Consider the following 17,622-nt stretch of genomic DNA (forward strand, 5'->3'; position numbering starts at 1 on the left):
CATGATGTACTGCCAAGTAAATCTGAATAAGAAGAAATCAACCGAAATCGCATGTGGATTTCGGCTTTTGATTTTACTTATTTATAAGGTTATGTTCATGAATAATCGAGTTTATAATATGAATAGATTCCCATTCTCCGGCAGAGAGAAAGATGATCGGATATTTCTTTGGAAAAAGGGTTTTACTAATTTGACTAGGTGGCATACCGTCTTCGTAGTGCTTAATAATTTTACCTTGGAGCTCAATCAAATAATCTAGCTTTCTCTGTAAAGCAGCACGACCATCCTTTAAAAAGCCTGCATGGCAGCAAAATACATCCCCAAAATCATAGGTTAATACTCTTGTTAACGAATCTATTATGGTTGGAATGCTTTCTTCTCGTAAAATAACCTTTGTCTTTTCCTGGCAATACAGGTCCCCAGTAAATAGCTGTCCCGTTTCACGATTTAAAAAAGCTACATGATCGATGGCATGACCAGGTGTATCAATTACATCCCAAGTGGCATTACGGGATGTAAAAATTTTTCTAATGGCGTTTGCTTGAAATGGTCGGCGGATCCCCCAGAAAACCTTTCGATACAGTGGATAATCTGACTTCTTTTTACAATAATCCAGTTTAATATCATTCATATATATTGGTAGATTCATTTCTTTTTGTAAAAATGCTGCACAGCCTGTATGATCTTCATGAAAATGGGTGATGACCACTTGATCGAGGTCTTGTTGTTTGAAAAATGGTTGAAACTCCTTTTCTAATGAAGCGGAACCCGTATCAATGAGAACACCGTCTAGGACGAAGCAATGAACATTTAATTTTACCCCTTGAAATGCCACAGTACCGTTTCCAGCTTGAACACCATTAATGGTCTGCTGGCTGAAATTCTTCTTGAGCAACATAAAATCAATCCTTCCCATAACTAGCCCTTTGTCAAATTTTAACACAAAATGAATAGTTATTCATTAACATATGACAGTTTTTTAATAATAATATTATGTTAACTGATTAAAAAAAGGTTATTTTTCATTCTAAAGGCGGAGGTACAAATCCTCACGCCTCTATACGACTGTCCGAATACATTAATTTGAAGTCAGTCGTATGGAGGGGAAAAATGAAAACAGGTAAAATGTTTTGGGTCATATTGCTAAGTTCTTTCCTCGTTCTTTCAATACTTCTTGTTTTTTCTCATCAATATTCCACGCCCACAACTACAGAACCTGTGAAAGAACCACAAGCTGTAACAGAAACTGGTAAAGAGGGGGAGTCCCCAGATAAACCACCTCAGCCACAACCAGAGCCAGAGCCAGAGCCTCAACCTGCAACGCCACCACAGGAACCACCCCAAATTTTATGGGGAGTTGATACAGCTAGTCCGCTAGACCAGGCTTTTCTACAATGTGTAGTGGATAACTATGGGAAGCCTTCTGTCTTTGGAAGATATCTGGAGACCAAAGAAGGGGTATCGGCTGGTTTGACACCTGAAGAAGTGGAGCTTCTCCATCAACAAGGGATTAAGATTATCCCCATTTATAACCATTTCACAAACGCCACAACTTATGAAGGCGGGGCTTCTGAGGCACAAGCGGCGATTGCATATGCACAACAAATAGGAATCCCAGAGGGGAAAGCGATTTTCGCGGATATTGAACCGACTTACCCGGTAGATGAGGCGTTTATCCGTGGATGGGTCGAAACCTTATCAGGTTCGCCATATAAACCTGGTATATACGGGGTCTTTACTAACGAAAGTGCTCTTACTGCCGCATATCAAGCAGCTATTGCAGTCAATCAGAATGTCCAATCCCAAACGATCATCTGGAGTAGTAACCCGGATCCTGGTGTAACTCCACAGGCTAATGCCCCAGAATTTCAGCCAGGCTCACCCGAAAACGTACCAGTCTCGATTTGGCAATATGGAATTGATGGAGAGACCTGTAACATCGACACGAATCTTTTTCAATCTAATATCTTAGATTTTTTATGGTAATGGTTAGTTGTTAAAAGAGAGTCTTGGAGGCTCTCTTTAATATTTTTTAGTTGGAGGGAGTTGGCAGTACGAGAGGCTTGCGCATATAAAGTATTGCAATTGCATAATAGGTTCCTTTATCATGCAACCCTAGGGTTACTTGTGCTTGACAAGCAACCGTAGGGTTGCTTATACTCGATTTATGAATTGGGACAAAGACGCCATATTCAAAGCACTTAGTGACTCGACTCGGCGGCTCATTTTAGACGAACTAACTGAACGCAACGAGTTAACGTTGTATGAATTAACGGTACGTCTTATTATGAAGTACGACCTTGCCATTTCTAGACAAGCAATAGCTAAACATCTTGCCGTATTGGAGGATGCAGGTCTGATAACATCAAAAAGAAAGGGAAAATATCGAGTAATTATCTTTAACAATGAACCACTTAAAAATTTGCTAAAAGGATGGGTAGAGTAATTTTATAATAGGGAAAGGTCTTATTACAGTACATACGCACTAATACCAAGGAGGCAAATATATAATGAAAATCGTTGTTACGAGTTTGTTCGTTGAAGATCAAGAAAAGGCACTACAGTTTTATACAGAAAAGCTGGGCTTTGTAAAAAAACATGACGTTCCTACCGGAGAATATAGGTGGATCACACTTGTTTCTCAAGAAGAACAAAACGGTACGGAGCTTTTGCTCGAACCGAATGTCCACCCTGCTGCAAAGGAGTATCAAGCTAAGATATCTTCTGAAGGCATCCCTGCAACAATGTTTGGTGTAGAAGATATTCAAAATGAGTATAATCGGTTATTGGAAATAGGCGTGAAGTTTACTATGGAGCCGACAAAAATGGGCGATGTCACAATAGCTGTTTTCGACGATACATGCGGTAATCTTATTCAAATCATTCAGCAGTAACATACGTATAAAGATACATTGGTCAATTTTAAATATGATAAATCGAGTAACCAGCAAAAGTAAAATACACGGAGATTTTCTGGTTAAATGCAAAATGGTGCTCGTTTCGGGGTTTATAAGCGGATGTTTTCCGCTTATGCAAAACAAATTCTCTCATTTTAGAATTTTTCGAGTCAATAGGCGGAATTTCTCCGTCTATTGAAGCTTTTTTTAATAATAATTATTAATTAAGCGGAATATGTCCGCCTATTTATCAGATCGGGTGCTTAACCTGATCCCCTTACCGATAAGTGCGCACCCTATTTATCCTAGATACGGGAAACAGCAGCTTTTTATCGACCAGCTTATAAAGATCAATAAAATTGGTACTCAAAACGGCACTGCAAATGACCGTAGTTTTGACCAATATTCCCTCCATTTCCTCTTTTTCTTTACTTTAACATAAATCTTTCCATATATTATTTGAACTACGCAGAATGGTCTCTAACGGTACTAGTGCTGGTAATAATAGCCTAGAGAAAATCCAGAAAATCCAGTTTCAGTCACTGGATTCTGTTTGAGATATGAATAACTGATAGGGATATATAACAATTGCAAAAAACATCGAAATGAGAAAAACATGTATGGATTTAAAATTGACTAATTTATATACCTTTAATTTTTGTAATAACCAGTTAACTGGAAATGCAAGGAATGAGTCCATTAAAATTGGGGAAGGTACTTATATTAACTTTAACTGCAATTTTGTTGATGACACTAAAATTATCATCGGAAAAGATGTTTTATTTGGTCCGGCAGTAACTATCGCTACCGTTGGTCATCCAATTAATCCAAATTACAGAGGATATATGTATGCTGATCCAGTGAAAATTGGAGATAATTGTTGGATCGGAGCCGGCAGCATCATTTGTCCTGGGGTAACCATTGGCGATAACTGTGTTATAGGTGCCGGCAGTGTAGTAACGAAAGATATTCCAGCTAATTCCGTGGCTGTTGGCAATCCTTGCAAAGTGTTGCGCTCTATAAATGAACACGATATGAAATACTATTACAAGGACAAAGAAATAACTCAAGCAGATTTGGACGAGGAAGCTAGATTGAGATAAATTTGCCAAATTCAGTGGGAGTTTCTTTTTCAACTAACAGGCAATTAAGTTTAAGTTTAAGTGCATTCATTTCAAAAAGTATAGAAAAAGCCGTTCTTCAATCTTGAAGATTGGCTTTTTTCATAACTTATGCCTTGATTATTTCGTCTGATTTTTCCCTCATGCGATTTATATCTTCTCTTGGCGGACAACCAAACATGCGGGAATATTCTCGACTAAATTGTGATTGACTTTCGTAGCCTACCCGAAATGCGATATCAGCGATATCTGTTGTATCCGCTGTTAACATTCTCCTGGCTTCCTGGAGTCTCAATTGTTTTTGAAACTGAATGGGGCTCATAGCTGTAATCTCTTTAAAGTGTCGATGAAGAGAAGCAACACTCATATTCGCTATTTCTGCAAGCTCCTCGATTTTAAAAGAGCGGTCATAGTTTTTGATGATATGTTCAATAACATCTCTTATGCGATCGCCATTGCTACCCTTAATGGCCATTTGTTCCAGAGACTCACCATGAGGGCCTTGTAGAATCCAATAGAGAATTTCCTTCGTGAATAATGGAGCTAGTACGGGGATATGTTTCGGATTTTCAAGCAACCGGGCTAACCTAATTGCTGCATCCAACAGAGCTGGCTCAACTTTGCTTACGTATAAAGCACGTTTGGCATTTTTTTTCTTTCCTGAACGAATTTCAGAATCACTTAAAACTTCTAAGATTTGATTAGGTGTAAATTCCAGTTTAAGAGCCAAATAAGGACTATCAGCTGAGGCTTTTATAACTTGCCCGGTAACCGGCAGGTCAGCAGATACCACAATGTAATGTGCGGGACCATACCTAAATCGTTCCTCTGCTAACAATACTTCCTTTTCTCCTTGGACGATTATGCAAAAGGATGTTTCGTTCACTCTTGCAATGGGTTCGGTAACAATTGATTCACGGATTAAAAATAAAGATGGGATAACAGTAGGATGAACCCCGTCCTGCTCTGAATAACGGTCAATAAGTTTTACGAGCTCAAGCTGCTGTTTGTAGATTTCAACTGACATATTGGATTCTCCTGCATCAATGATAGTCACATTCTATCTCAGATATTCGACTATGTAAATGGTTTTGATAGGATTAGGCAAAAACTTGATAGGAATGAGATAACAATTGCTCTTTAGATTGTTGCATAATATACATAGTGCCGTATAAGAAAATTTATTTTTCAAGAATAGCTATAGGAGACGGTAAATAATGATTGAAAAACAATATAATATTAAATCGAGTACGGGTTTTGCCCGTCCAGCAAGGATTTTAGTAGGTGTTTCTACTATATATTTATCAAACCTAGTTCTCGAATATGAGGGGATGTCTGTGGAATTAAATTACTCACCCGAGACGATAATGGATTTAATGTCGTTGGAAATCCGACCTGGTGCTCCATTTAATATAAGGGCTAATGGGACGGACGAGCTTCAAGCTTTACAATATATAGAAGACCAATTTAGTAAAATGAAATTAATTCATTGATTTAGCAGTGTTTAACTATATCAATCTATTATGAAAGTGTGGGGGCATTTATATGGAATATGTAAAACTTGGCAATACAGGATTAGATGTATCTCGATTATGTTTAGGGTGTATGGGTTTAGGGGACGCAAGCAAATGGATTCACCAATGGGTGCTTAATGAAGAGGACTCTCGCCCCGTTATAAAAAAAGCACTCGAGTTGGGAATTAACTTTTTTGATACAGCAAATGTTTACTCTCTAGGGACAAGTGAGGAATACCTTGGACGAGCACTCAAGGAATATGCAAATCGTGATGAAGTGGTAATCGCAACGAAAGTACACGGGCAAATGCATAAGGGTCCTAACGGTTCTGGGCTCTCCAGGAAGGCAATCATGAGTGAGATTGATAAGAGTCTTAAGAGGCTTGGCACTGATTACGTAGACCTTTATATTATCCACCGCTGGGATTACAATACCCCTATTGAAGAAACGATGGAAGCATTGCATGATGTTGTGAAGGCGGGGAAGGCAAGATACATCGGTGCTTCATCCATGTACGCATGGCAGTTCCAAAAGGCATTACATGTGGCTGATAAAAATGGATGGACTAAATTTGTATCGATGCAGAATCATTTAAACCTCATTTACCGAGAAGAGGAGAGAGAAATGCTGCCACTTTGCAGGGAAGAAGGAATTGGGGTAACTCCTTATAGTCCTCTTGCGTCAGGAAGATTGACACGTGATTGGTCTGAAACCACACAACGTTCAGAGACCGATCAAATTCAAAAATTTAAATATGATTCGACTGCTGAAGCTGATCGAGTGGTTGTAGAACGAGTCGCTGCCCTCGCAGAGAAATATGGTGTTCCACGTACCCATATCGCACTTGCCTGGCTGCTGCAGAAAGAACCAGTAACAGCTCCTATTATCGGAGCTACAAAAATATCTCATCTTGAAGATGCCGTTGGTGCGCTATCCATTAAGTTAACCACTGAAGAAGTATCATATCTAGAAGAGCCATACGTACCACACCTAATCATTGGACATAATTAGATTGAGATTAACATTTATAAAGGATTTAGTAATAAAGATAATTAGACTTCCTCAGTACGATGAGGAAGTTTTTTTATTGAGATTTATATTATAAAAATAGTTTGAATTATACGTAGAATTAAGTAGAATTATGTTAAAATCTAGTAAAATAGGAAAAGAGATACCCCAAGATTAAACATAGAGGAGGTTTTCGTATGAACACGAAAGACAAATGGAATCTGAAACATCTCGATCGAATCACTCAGCTAAAGGAACCTCAACCCAATCCCAGATTAAAGAAGCTGGCCTCTTATTTTAAGGAAGGGGGTACTGCCTTGGATATAGCTTGTGGTCTTGGTGGAAACAGTTTGTTCCTTGCAGGAATGAACAATCAAGTCGAGGCAATAGATATTTCAGACGTTGCTATCAACTATGTCCAAGAACAGGCAGCCAAAGATAATTTAAGAGTGCAACCTCGAGTTACAGATCTTACCGATTTGGAAACTTTAAATTGGCCGAGTAATCCCTTTGACTTTATTGTTATGTCCTATTACTTAGATCGGTCATTGTTTCCAATTGTAAAAGACGTTTTAAAAGATGGGGGTTATTTCTTTATGGAAACCTACTATCAGTCACCGTTCACTGATGAACAAGGAGTATCCGACCAATATAAACTAAAGTCTAATGAGTTGTTAACAGAATTTGGTGATTGGAAGGTTCTCTATTTTGAAGAGAACGAACAAGAAGGCTGGCAATCGATTTTTTGTCAAAAACGGTAAAAAGCATGTTCAGTACATAAATAGAAAACGACAGTCAGAGACCTATCGTTTTCTTATTTTCACTAGAAAAATAGTAATCAATTTCATTTTGTAATTAACTCAGTGCCATAAGAGTTATCAATGGCACACAGCCAGTTGCCTTGTGAATTTTTCTTAAATACATAAGTTGCCTTTCTATCCAATGAATATTCCGAATCCTCTTTATCAGCTTCAAGGAAAGTATGGGATAAAACCAATGCAGTATCACCCGCTTCTAAGATCATCATCTCACCCTGTGTTGGTACGATACTGTTATTAAAGTATTTTGCAATGGCAATGAACGCTTTTTTTATTTCATCCTTTCCTTTAGCAATCATTCCAGGTTTTACAACTAAAACTGCATCATCTGTATAGTAAGCCATTAATGTATCAAAATCTTCGTTTTTTATTGCATTGTCACACTGCTTGATTAACTCTTTTATTTCGTGCTCCATCATGTTTCATCCCCTGTCTATATCATATGGATAAATTTTACATCGTCACTGTCTTTTTAACAACATTTTGAAAAGATTCAAGGAGTTTTACTATGGTGAAAGATTGTATTTTTTGTAATCTGGGACTAGATTCTAAACAAAGAATAAATTTTTAGTAATGAATATTATTTCACCAATGTATGCAGATGAAGCCCTGGTAGGTAAAGGGATTCGTTAATATGTTTATAAGAAAGAAATATTTGAGAACATCGAAATCTTAAGAAAATGACGTAGACTGCACACGTCATTTTTTTTTCCATATTTTAATATATAAATAATGAGCCACAGAGGGGATGGACCAAGGTGAAAAGCTCACTTCGGGATCAAATTTTTAAGAAAGAAGGTACCACTTTTCCTTCTAAAACATATACATCCATGGTACTTGAACCTGCCTATGATGAGGCTAAGAAACAATTTATTGACTCTATGATGGAGATTCATCATGCCCATTTAATTATGCTTGTTGAACAAGGGCTTGTGGGAAAAGAAGAAGCAGAAGAAATTGCTAAAGCAGTTTCCAACTTAGATATCGATAATGTGAAAACAAGAGGCTACACCGGTGAGTTTGAGGATTTATTTTTTGAAGTGGAGCATTTATTAATCGAAGAAGCAGGTGATATTGCAGGAAATCTTCATATTGCAAGAAGCCGAAATGATATGGGGATTGCCATTTATCGGATGACATTACGGAAGAAACTATTATTTTTGATAAAAAAGGCGTTAACACTTCGCGAGGGCCTTATCGAATTGACTGACGAACATAAAGAAACGGTGATGATTGGATATACACATACCCAACAGGCGCAGCCAACCACATTAAGTCATTACTTAAATGCGATGACAGATATGCTTACACGTGATATCTATCGACTTCAAGCATCTTATAAAACGGTGAATCGCAGCAGTATGGGAGCAGCAGCCTTAACCACCTCGGGATTTCCGATTAATCGTGAACGTATGAAAGACCTCCTAGGCTTTGGAGAAATGATTGATAATGCCTGGGATGCGGTTGCAGGTGCAGATTATATAGCGGAGACAGCGACTGCCGTTCAGTTGTCAGCATTAAATTTAGGAAGATCGATGCAAGACTTTTTATTATGGGGTACACAGGAGTATGGTGCATTTCTCCTTTCCGCACCATATGTGCAAATTAGCTCCATTATGCCGCAGAAAAGGAACCCTGTATCAATCGAGCATATGAGAGCCCTTTTATCCAGTGTAGCAGGAGATTGCCAGACTGTTTTACTGATGGTCCATAATACACCATTTGGAGACATCGTTGACACAGAGGATGATATGCAGCCGTATATCTGGAAAGCGATTGAAAGACTCGGCGGCATTTATGAATTATTAACATCTGTGTTACTTACGATGGAAGTGAATAAAGAAACCCTTCTGAAAAGAGCAAAAGAAAGCTTTGCAAACGTCACTGAATTGGCAGATACCATTGTGCGAAAAGATGGACTATCATTCCGTCAGGCCCACCATGTGGTAAGTTCAACGGTAAAGGAATTAATGAAGAATGGGAAAACTTCATTAGAATCATTAACTTTATATCTTTTGAATCAGCAATCAATAAAGGTTGTAGGAAAGGAATCTGTTTTAACTGAAGAGGAATTAAAACTATGCCTGAGTCCTGAATATTTTGTTCGAATCCGTGATCTTCAGGGCGGACCTAGCCCTAATAGAATGGAAAAAACTATAAAAGTACGATTACAGGAACAGGAAGAACTAGTAAGCTGGTTAAAGGGAAGACAAAATCACCTTACCACATCATCTTCAAAGGTTAAGGAAATCATCATGAAATGGACTGGAGCCAATAAATAAGAACACCATCAAACTGCTTGTACTTTTTACGGATATGGGGCGTAAATCGGGAAAAGTTGCATGAGGATAAAACAAGTGTTTCTTCGGTGTCAAGAAAGCCGCGAAACACCTGTTTTTTTTAGGGCTGACCTTAAAAACTCAGGAATTATTATCCTGGCACTTTTCCCATTCTGTTTATTTTTCCCGTGTCATTTTTACCAGCGTAATAATATCTTGTGAAACGGTATCATATGGAACGGATTCCGCTTTTAAATTGTTTTTAATCTTTTCAATTAGCACAACTGCCTCGGGATTTGTTACTGTTAGGGTTTGAACATTTCCATTAAAGACTTTGTTCATATAACTTTTTGCCTTGTCGAGGTTATCATCCACATCTTGAGCAGCTGTATTGTTCATATTGGCAGGATCTTTTTTGTTCTGGTCTTTTCTTGACATTCCATCGACACCATTAAGGACATGCTCTTGCATGGAATCGTATTGATTGGAAGTCACCTCAGGTGTTGCCCGCGCGAGGATGACCGTGTCATCTAATACAAATACCTTGACCCCATTGATTCCTTCCCCACCTAATCTCGATTCCAGATGAGAAGAAATTCCGCCATCATTCAAACCTGAGCTCCCAATCATGCTGTATACATTTGTTCCTGTTCCATGAGAGGTTCCCCCATGTTCATCCGTTGTTTGTCTTTTTTCTCCGTTTTCACTTGGAATGACTAAGCCATCATTCATATTTCTTGTTGAAATACTTTTATCATAGACGCTTGTTTGATGTGCTCCATGATTGTCATGTTGACTTTCTTCGGCTTTAACGGATTCATCGAGTAGATTTTGTTGACCTGAGCATGCAGAGAGGAATAAGGCTGTACTAAAAATAGCTGCATTTTTCCAATTTTTTTTCATTATTTACCACCTCATAAAAATAGAATTAACGTTATCATGCCCAACTTTTTTTTACGTATGAATGGATTTTTTTGGGGTAATCTATCTTTAAACTGTAGGAGGTGGATTTTATGGCAGATAACTCCAACCAACAAGAAAAGAAGGAATCACTTTCTCGTCGCAAATTCCTCAAGAGTTCTGGTATTGCGGTTGGTGGATTGGCTGTAGGCGGGGCATTAGGGAGTTTACTCCCATTTAAAGACAAAACAACGAATAAAGTGGATGTTAAAAACCAAGGGACATCAGAAAACTATAATCTGGCACTCATGTATTTTTCCCCCGAGCAATTTAAAATGGTTGAGGCCGCAACGGAGCGGATTTTTCCAGCTGATGATAATGGACCAGGTGCAAAGGATTTAGGTGTTGCCTATTTTATCGATCACCAATTAAGTGGGGACTGGGGCTTTAATTCAAGGGAATATATGCAGCCGCCTTTTTTTAAAGGAGAAAAAGTCCAAGGGTATCAAGGTCGTCTTAGAAGACGTGAAATTTTCGATATCGGTTTACGAGAATTGCAAAATCACAGTTTAACGAAGTATAAAAAGAATTTTGTTGAACTAAGTGAAGAGGAACAAGACGATATTTTAACAGATTTTGCTGGGGACAAGGTTAACCTTACGACGCTTTCTCCAAGTGGCTTTTTCAACATGCTTAGGAGCAGCACATTAGAAGGGGCCTATAGTGATCCATTGTACAGCGGAAATCGAAACATGGAGGGCTGGAAAATGCGGAATTACCCAGGCAGTCAAATGGCTTATACAGAAGTCATTGATAAAGAATTTACAGTCATTCCTCCAAAAAGTCTAAAGGATCACCTAGGCCATTAATGTTATAGAGAATTTGCACTAAATCGATTATGAATGAGGTGTGTGAAGTGGCAAAGAAATTACCGAAAGTGGATGTTGTCATTGTTGGTGTTGGCTGGGCAGGTGGGATTATTGCTGCCGAGTTAACGAAACAAGGCTTAAATTGTGTTGGATTGGAAAGAGGAAAAGAACGGAAAACAGAAGATTATTTTATGATACATGATGAACTTCGTTATGCCCTTAGGTACGACCTGATGCAGAATCTTTCGAATGAGACGATAACATTCAGAGGAAATGAAAGAATCCGCGCTCTGCCAATGCGGCAATACGGTTCCTTTCTATTAGGTGAGGGATTAGGGGGTTCGGGTGTTCATTGGAACGGACAAACCTACCGCTTCCTCCCTTACGATTTTGAAATTCGCAGCAAAACCATTGAAAGATATGGTGAAAACAAGATTCCAAAGGATATGACCATTCAAGATTGGGGCATTACCTATGATGAATTAGAGCCCTATTTCGATAAATTTGAAAAAATGGCTGGGATTTCAGGAGAAGAAAACCCGCTTGCCGGGAAAAGATCTAGTCCATATCCAACCCCACCGATGAAAACAACACCGTCACTTGAAAAATTTAGGAAGGCGGCTACCAACTTAAAGCTCCATCCCTATAATCGCCCTTCTGCAAATCTTTCAGAGGCTTACACAAATCCGGATGGGGTAGCACGTGCAGCCTGTCAATATTGTGCTTATTGTGAGAGGTTCGGCTGTGAATATGGGGCAAAAGCGGATCCTGTTGTTACCGTTATTCCAGTTGCAAAAAAGACTGGGAAATTTGAAATTCGCACTCATTCCAATGTCAGACGCGTATTGAAATCCGGAAATAAAGCAACTGGAGTCATGTATGTGGATATAACAACAGGAGAAGAAATCGAACAACCTGCAGATATTGTGGTGTTAACAAGTTATGTGTTTAATAATGTTCGTTTATTGTTACAATCGGGCATTGGCCGACCATATGACCCGGTTTCGGGGACTGGGGTGATTGGGAAAAATTACGCCTACCAAGTCCAAAAAGGAAATGCGACAGGCTTTTTTGAAAAGGAAGAATTTAATACCTATGCTGGCGCAGGTTCTCTCGGCATGGTGGTTGATGATTTTAATGGAGACAATTTCGACCATACCAATCTTAATTTTATTCATGGAGGCTCGATTGCCATTTCTCAAACCGGGTTACGGCCGATTTCAAATAACAAAGTTCCAAAAGGAACTCCGACATGGGGGAAAGAGTTTAAAGCGAATTCGATCAAATATGCAAATCGGGTTTTATCCGTTGGCGGACAAGGAGCAAGTATGCCGTTTAAACATCATTACCTTGACCTTGATCCGACATACAAGGATGAATTTGGCGATCCGTTAATTCGGATTACCTATGATTTTGAAGAGCAGGACCGCCAGCTAGCCAAATTTTTAACGGATCGATGCAAAGAAATCATGAAAGAAATGGGTGCTAATCTTATCGAAACGATGGAGGAACTTGGGCCTTATGATATTACCACCTATCAATCCACCCATAACACAGGCGGTATCATCATGGGAGCAGATCCGAGTACTTCTGCCGTCAATAATTATATGCAAATGTGGGATGCTGATAATATATTTGTCGTTGGCGCTACAGCGTTCGCCCATAATGGCGGCTATAATCCAACCGGTACGGTCGGGGCATTCGCTTATCGAGCAGCTGAAGGGATTTTATCCTATAGACAAAAAGGTGGCATATTAGCTTAAAACATGCGAAGAGGAGGAACATATGCTTTCGAATATAGGCATCCCAGGGTTAATACTCATATTAATCATCGCTTTAATCATTTTTGGTCCTAAAAAGCTTCCGGAAATTGGGTCTGCGTTTGGAAAGACATTATCCGAATTCAGACGAACTGCCACTTCCATCATTGATGAAGATGAGGAAGTTCTCGATAGTAGTAAAAAACAGCAGCCATAATTATTGGGAGACCACAGCCTTAACCTTGGCAAAAGCTAGGTTAAGGTTTTTTTTTCGTGCACTTAAAACCTCTTGATTATTTCTCCCTTTTTAAATCTTTTAAATAATTTATAATTATCATATAATAGTATATAGTTAATCTATAAATAATATAATAGACTTTGATATGGTAGTAATTGATACAGAATAGATGTGTGTTTTTGTGACGCCTAACTTGGCGATTTTCTACATCTTTCTTCAAATTTTTAAAAGAAAAGGTTGGTAAATATGAGCAACGGAGAAACTAAAACAGACGTCATATTAATTGGCGCCGGAATCATGAGTGCCACTTTAGGGACGATTTTAAAAGAATTAGTACCGGAATGGGAAATAAAAGTGTTTGAGAAACTCGAAAACGCAGGGGAAGAAAGCTCTAACGAATGGAACAATGCGGGAACAGGGCATGCAGCACTGTGCGAGCTTAACTACACAACCGAAAAATCGGACGGATCCATTGATATTAGTAAAGCGATCAGTATTAATGAGCAGTTTCAAGTTTCCATGCAGTTTTGGTCTTACCTTGTAAACAGCGGGCTGGTAAAGAATCCGCAAGAATTTATCAGACAATTGCCTCATATGAGTTTGGTACAAGGGGAACAAAATATAACTTTTTTAAAGAAACGATTTGAAGCGCTCACAAAAAATCCTCTTTTCAAGGGGATGGAATTTTCGGAAGATCCGGAAAAACTGATGGAATGGATTCCACTTATTATGGAAGGCCGCGTATGGAATGAACCGATTGCGGCAACAAAAATCGACTCTGGAACGGACGTTAACTTTGGTGCGTTAACGCGCATGTTGTTTAACCATTTAGAGAATAAAAATGTAGATATTAAGTACAATCATAGTGTTAGTGATCTTAAACGTACCAGCGATGGCTTGTGGGAAGTAAAAATTCAAAATCAGTTTAGTGGTAATGTTAAACGCCATACTGCAAAATTCGTCTTCATCGGAGGCGGAGGAGGAAGCCTGCATTTACTGCAAAAATCCGGTATTCCTGAGGGGAAAAATATTGGAGGATTCCCTGTAAGCGGAATCTTTATGGTATGTAATAATCCTGCTGTTGTAGAGCAGCATAATGCAAAAGTATACGGAAAAGCGAAGGTTGGCGCTCCGCCAATGTCTGTGCCTCATCTGGACACAAGATTTATCGATAATAAAAAATCATTGTTATTTGGACCATTCGCCGGATTTTCACCAAAATTCCTGAAAACGGGTTCCATGCTCGACCTGGTAACCTCGGTAAAGCCGAATAATGTGTTAACTATGTTAGCAGCTGGCGCAAAAGAAATGCCTTTGACCAAATACCTAATCCAGCAAGTGTTGTTATCAAAAGAGCAGCGCATGGAAGAGTTACGTGAATTTATACCGAGCGCTAAAAGCGAGGATTGGGATTTAGTCGTAGCTGGCCAACGTGTGCAGGTTATTAAAGATACTGAGGCAGGAAAAGGAACGCTGCAATTTGGTACGGAAGTCATTACTGCTTCTGATGGCTCAATCGCAGCATTACTAGGTGCTTCTCCAGGTGCATCTACTGCCGTTCACGTTATGCTGCAGGTAATCAAAAAATGCTTCCCGCAACAAACAATAGAGTGGGAACCCAAAATCAAGGAAATGATCCCTTCTTATGGTGTGTCACTAATGAAAAACCCAGATTTGTTAAGCCAAATTCATTCTTCGACTGAGCAGTCGCTCGGTCTAACAGATAAAGAACTGGCTTATAATTAGGTCATTAGATACAGAAAACAGTAAACAACATAATCATAAGGCAGAAGGTTTGCAAGTGTGTGTTCACAACTTGTCAATTTTCTGCTTTTTTATTGATTTTTGTGAGTACATGGGTATTCTATTCCATTTATTAAATGAACATAGAAACGATATTGATACGGGAGGGAGTTTATGAAACCAACCGATAAATTCAGTGGGAAGGCCAATGTGTATTCAAGGTCTCGTCCTAGTTACCCAAATGAGTATATTGATTATTTACTCTCAGTAAATTCTTTGAATGAGACTAGCAGAGTAGCGGATATCGGTTCAGGAACAGGGATTCTAACTCGTCAGCTATTGGAGAGAAATGTCAGCGTTTTAGCGGTGGAACCCAATAATGATATGAGAACGAAAGCTGAACAAGAATTGCAACGGTTCGAACAATTTACTTCGATTAAAGGCTCAGCTGAAGAAACTACATTACCGGACGATAGTGTGGACCTAGTTATAGCAGCTCAGGCTTTTCATTGGTTTGACCAAGAAAAGTTCAAATTAGAATGTAACCGGATTTTGAAGCAGGAGGGAAAGGTTGCCCTAGTTTGGAATAGTAGAGATTTCAAAAGCCCTCTCATTAAGGAAAATGTTGAGATATTTAAAAAATATTGTCCGAACTTTTATGGATTTAGCGGTGGAATCGGTGAGGGTGAGGAAGTGTTTAATCAATTTTATCGAGATGGACAATACGAACTTAAAAGGTTTCCTAATGATTTAGTCATGGGTTTTGAAGGATTCTTGGGCAGGAACCTTTCAGCATCCTATTCACTAGAAGAGTCAGACGATGAATATCAACATTTTGTTGAAGCCATTACAATCCTATTTGAAAAATACAGCCATAATGGAAAAATCGTCATGCCGAACTTTACCCGAAGTTATCTAGGAAAAGTGTAAGGTTAACTATTATCAACCCATAAAAAATAGTGTAGCAGAGTAATTCCTTGATGAATTTACTCTGCTTTCTTATTGAATGGAGGATCGGGAAAGAGAAATATTATGCTTTTCTAATAAAGACTTGAAGTATAGAGAGAATTTCACTAGTATAATACTGTTTAGTTTATAATATTATTATCAGCCAAATAGGGAGAAATTTTCCTTGGTTTCACAAAAATTCAAAGTGAAGAGGATATTCAATATGAACAAACAGGAAAGCAGCTACAGATGGGTCGTTTTTAGTACTGTCTTATTGGCTTACTTTATCATAATAAGCCAAAGAACTGCTCCAGGACTTATTACGGATCAGTTAATGAAGGATTTTCATTTTTCAGCTGCTGTTATAGGTCTTATGAGTAGTTTTCAATTTTTTGCATATGCAGGACTTCAAATTCCGGTAGGTTTATTATCGGACAGGTATGGTCCCAATCGCTTTCTTATTTTGGGTACTATTCTCACTGGAATAGGCTGTATAATTTATAATTTCTCGCCAAATGAATATGTTTTAATATTCTCTCGATTTTTGGTTGGTATGGGAGATTCAATGATCTTTGTCAACCTGGTTATCATTTTAAGCCAGTGGTTTAAAGCAAATGAATTTTTAAAATTGTTAGGTCTGGTTTCTCTTGTTTCGAGCGTAGGCTCATTAATGGCAACTGTTCCCTTTTCGGTGTGGATTTCATTCACAGGTTGGCGAACACCTTTCCTAACGATAGGTATCATTTTAATATTATTATCTTATTTCTTATATACTGTGCTTGTTTTGAAACCTAAAAGAATCTTTACAAATGATACCGATATAAAAAAGAAAAGGAACAAAAATCGAGAAAGTGTTTGGAAGATTCTCCGCCGAACCATTTCTGCACGGCAGGCCTGGGCAACGTTTCTATGTCACTTTGGGTTGGTTGGGGCGTATGTCGGATTTATCGGTTCATGGGGAGTACCGTACGGAATCCATGTACTCGAGTTATCCCGTTCAGGAGCCAGCCAGCTAATGATGTATGGTCTTTTTGGAGCCATTCTTGGTGGCCCTTTAATTAGCTGGATTACAAGCAGACTAGGATCTATGAAAAAACTTTATACCTTTGTTCACATCATTACCTTTTTTAGTTGGGGAGGATTGTTTTTATTAGGTGTGAATCCTTCATTTATATTAGTAGTTGTTCTGTTTTTTCTTGTAGGTTTTGGAAATGGTGCAAGTGCTTTGACATTTGCAGTGGTCCGGAAATCCTTTCCTATAGAAGAAGTCGGGGTTGTGACAGGATTCTCCAATATGGGTGGATTTATAAGCGCCGTTTTGTTACCGATTGTCTTTGGAAAGGTACTAGATTTATTTCCTCAAGATTCTATCAATATTGGATATCATTATGGGTTCATCATTCCTGTTCTGTTTTCTTTGATGGGAGTGTTAGGAGCTATGATGATAAAAGAGGAAAAAACTGAAGAAAAAATAGTATTAAATGCTTAATACTGAATGACATAATCCGTTATTTCCCAATAGAAAG

The 17,622-nt window shown here is 38.6% G+C and carries 18 protein-coding genes; 14 read left to right on the forward strand and 4 right to left on the reverse strand.

Going from position 1 to position 17,622, the window contains the following annotated elements; all coding sequences use genetic code 11:
- Positions 1-73: 73 nt before the first annotated feature.
- On the reverse strand, positions 74-898 hold the full coding sequence (locus ABC255_RS14325; protein ID WP_412994439.1) for an MBL fold metallo-hydrolase: 825 nt from the start codon (positions 896-898) through the stop codon (positions 74-76).
- 212 nt (positions 899-1,110) lie between these two features.
- On the opposite strand from ABC255_RS14325, the gene ABC255_RS14330 reads away from it, so the two are divergent.
- From ABC255_RS14330 to ABC255_RS14345, 4 genes are all read left to right on the forward strand, one after another.
- On the forward strand, positions 1,111-1,986 hold the full coding sequence (locus ABC255_RS14330; protein ID WP_412994440.1) for a glycoside hydrolase domain-containing protein: 876 nt from the start codon (positions 1,111-1,113) through the stop codon (positions 1,984-1,986).
- A 181-nt stretch (positions 1,987-2,167) separates the two neighbouring features.
- Positions 2,168-2,446, forward strand: a complete 279-nt coding sequence (locus tag ABC255_RS14335; RefSeq protein WP_412994442.1) for an ArsR/SmtB family transcription factor — start codon at positions 2,168-2,170, stop codon at positions 2,444-2,446.
- Positions 2,447-2,510: 64 nt separating this feature from the next.
- Complete coding sequence (locus ABC255_RS14340) at positions 2,511-2,894, forward strand: VOC family protein (RefSeq protein WP_412994444.1); 384 nt, start codon at positions 2,511-2,513, stop codon at positions 2,892-2,894.
- Between the two features lie 623 nt (positions 2,895-3,517).
- Positions 3,518-4,000 (forward strand): sugar O-acetyltransferase, encoded by a 483-nt coding sequence (locus tag ABC255_RS14345; protein ID WP_412994445.1) that lies wholly within the window; start codon positions 3,518-3,520, stop codon positions 3,998-4,000.
- Positions 4,001-4,127: 127 nt separating this feature from the next.
- On the opposite strand, the gene ABC255_RS14350 is transcribed toward ABC255_RS14345, so the two are convergent.
- Entirely contained in the window at positions 4,128-5,045 is a 918-nt protein-coding gene (locus ABC255_RS14350; protein ID WP_412994447.1) for an AraC family transcriptional regulator, read from the reverse strand.
- 190 nt (positions 5,046-5,235) lie between these two features.
- Between ABC255_RS14350 and ABC255_RS14355 the strand changes: the two genes are divergently transcribed.
- The 3 genes from ABC255_RS14355 to ABC255_RS14365 all read left to right on the forward strand — a co-directional run bounded on the left by ABC255_RS14355 (position 5,236) and on the right by ABC255_RS14365 (position 7,302).
- Entirely contained in the window at positions 5,236-5,511 is a 276-nt protein-coding gene (locus ABC255_RS14355; protein ID WP_412994449.1) for an HPr family phosphocarrier protein, read from the forward strand.
- 52 nt (positions 5,512-5,563) lie between these two features.
- Positions 5,564-6,544, forward strand: a complete 981-nt coding sequence (locus ABC255_RS14360; RefSeq protein ID WP_412994451.1) for an aldo/keto reductase — start codon at positions 5,564-5,566, stop codon at positions 6,542-6,544.
- A 194-nt stretch (positions 6,545-6,738) separates the two neighbouring features.
- A complete protein-coding gene (locus tag ABC255_RS14365) occupies positions 6,739-7,302 on the forward strand; it encodes a class I SAM-dependent methyltransferase (RefSeq protein ID WP_412994453.1) in 564 nt (187 codons plus the stop codon).
- 83 nt (positions 7,303-7,385) lie between these two features.
- On the opposite strand, the gene ABC255_RS14370 is transcribed toward ABC255_RS14365, so the two are convergent.
- The gene (locus ABC255_RS14370; protein ID WP_412994454.1) at positions 7,386-7,775 is read right to left on the reverse strand and encodes a YybH family protein; all 390 of its coding nucleotides are present in this window, start codon (positions 7,773-7,775) and stop codon (positions 7,386-7,388) included.
- 342 nt (positions 7,776-8,117) lie between these two features.
- On the opposite strand from ABC255_RS14370, the gene argH reads away from it, so the two are divergent.
- The gene (gene argH / locus ABC255_RS14375) at positions 8,118-9,641 is read left to right on the forward strand and encodes an argininosuccinate lyase (RefSeq protein WP_412994456.1); all 1,524 of its coding nucleotides are present in this window, start codon (positions 8,118-8,120) and stop codon (positions 9,639-9,641) included.
- Positions 9,642-9,815: 174 nt separating this feature from the next.
- On the opposite strand, the gene ABC255_RS14380 is transcribed toward argH, so the two are convergent.
- The gene (locus ABC255_RS14380) at positions 9,816-10,541 is read right to left on the reverse strand and encodes a hypothetical protein (protein ID WP_412994457.1); all 726 of its coding nucleotides are present in this window, start codon (positions 10,539-10,541) and stop codon (positions 9,816-9,818) included.
- Positions 10,542-10,651: 110 nt separating this feature from the next.
- Here ABC255_RS14380 and ABC255_RS14385 point away from each other — a divergent pair, with 110 nt between their 5' ends.
- The 6 genes from ABC255_RS14385 to ABC255_RS14410 all read left to right on the forward strand — a co-directional run bounded on the left by ABC255_RS14385 (position 10,652) and on the right by ABC255_RS14410 (position 17,585).
- Complete coding sequence (locus ABC255_RS14385; RefSeq protein ID WP_335531486.1) at positions 10,652-11,407, forward strand: gluconate 2-dehydrogenase subunit 3 family protein; 756 nt, start codon at positions 10,652-10,654, stop codon at positions 11,405-11,407.
- A gap of 47 nt (positions 11,408-11,454) precedes the next feature.
- Positions 11,455-13,170, forward strand: coding sequence for a GMC family oxidoreductase (locus ABC255_RS14390; RefSeq protein WP_412994459.1), 1,716 nt, complete (start codon positions 11,455-11,457; stop codon positions 13,168-13,170).
- A 22-nt stretch (positions 13,171-13,192) separates the two neighbouring features.
- Entirely contained in the window at positions 13,193-13,384 is a 192-nt protein-coding gene (gene tatA / locus ABC255_RS14395) for a twin-arginine translocase TatA/TatE family subunit (RefSeq protein ID WP_335531489.1), read from the forward strand.
- A gap of 267 nt (positions 13,385-13,651) precedes the next feature.
- Positions 13,652-15,151, forward strand: a complete 1,500-nt coding sequence (locus ABC255_RS14400; protein ID WP_412994461.1) for a malate:quinone oxidoreductase — start codon at positions 13,652-13,654, stop codon at positions 15,149-15,151.
- A gap of 171 nt (positions 15,152-15,322) precedes the next feature.
- Positions 15,323-16,078 (forward strand): class I SAM-dependent methyltransferase, encoded by a 756-nt coding sequence (locus tag ABC255_RS14405; protein WP_412994462.1) that lies wholly within the window; start codon positions 15,323-15,325, stop codon positions 16,076-16,078.
- Positions 16,079-16,319: 241 nt separating this feature from the next.
- Positions 16,320-17,585: an MFS transporter gene (locus tag ABC255_RS14410; protein WP_412994464.1), complete on the forward strand. Its 1,266-nt coding sequence runs from the start codon at positions 16,320-16,322 to the stop codon at positions 17,583-17,585.
- The last annotated feature ends 37 nt before the right edge of the window (positions 17,586-17,622 follow it).

This window comes from Neobacillus canaveralius, from assembly GCF_047237705.1.
In the GTDB taxonomy this organism is placed as follows: domain Bacteria; phylum Bacillota; class Bacilli; order Bacillales; family Cytobacillaceae; genus Neobacillus; species Neobacillus niacini_K.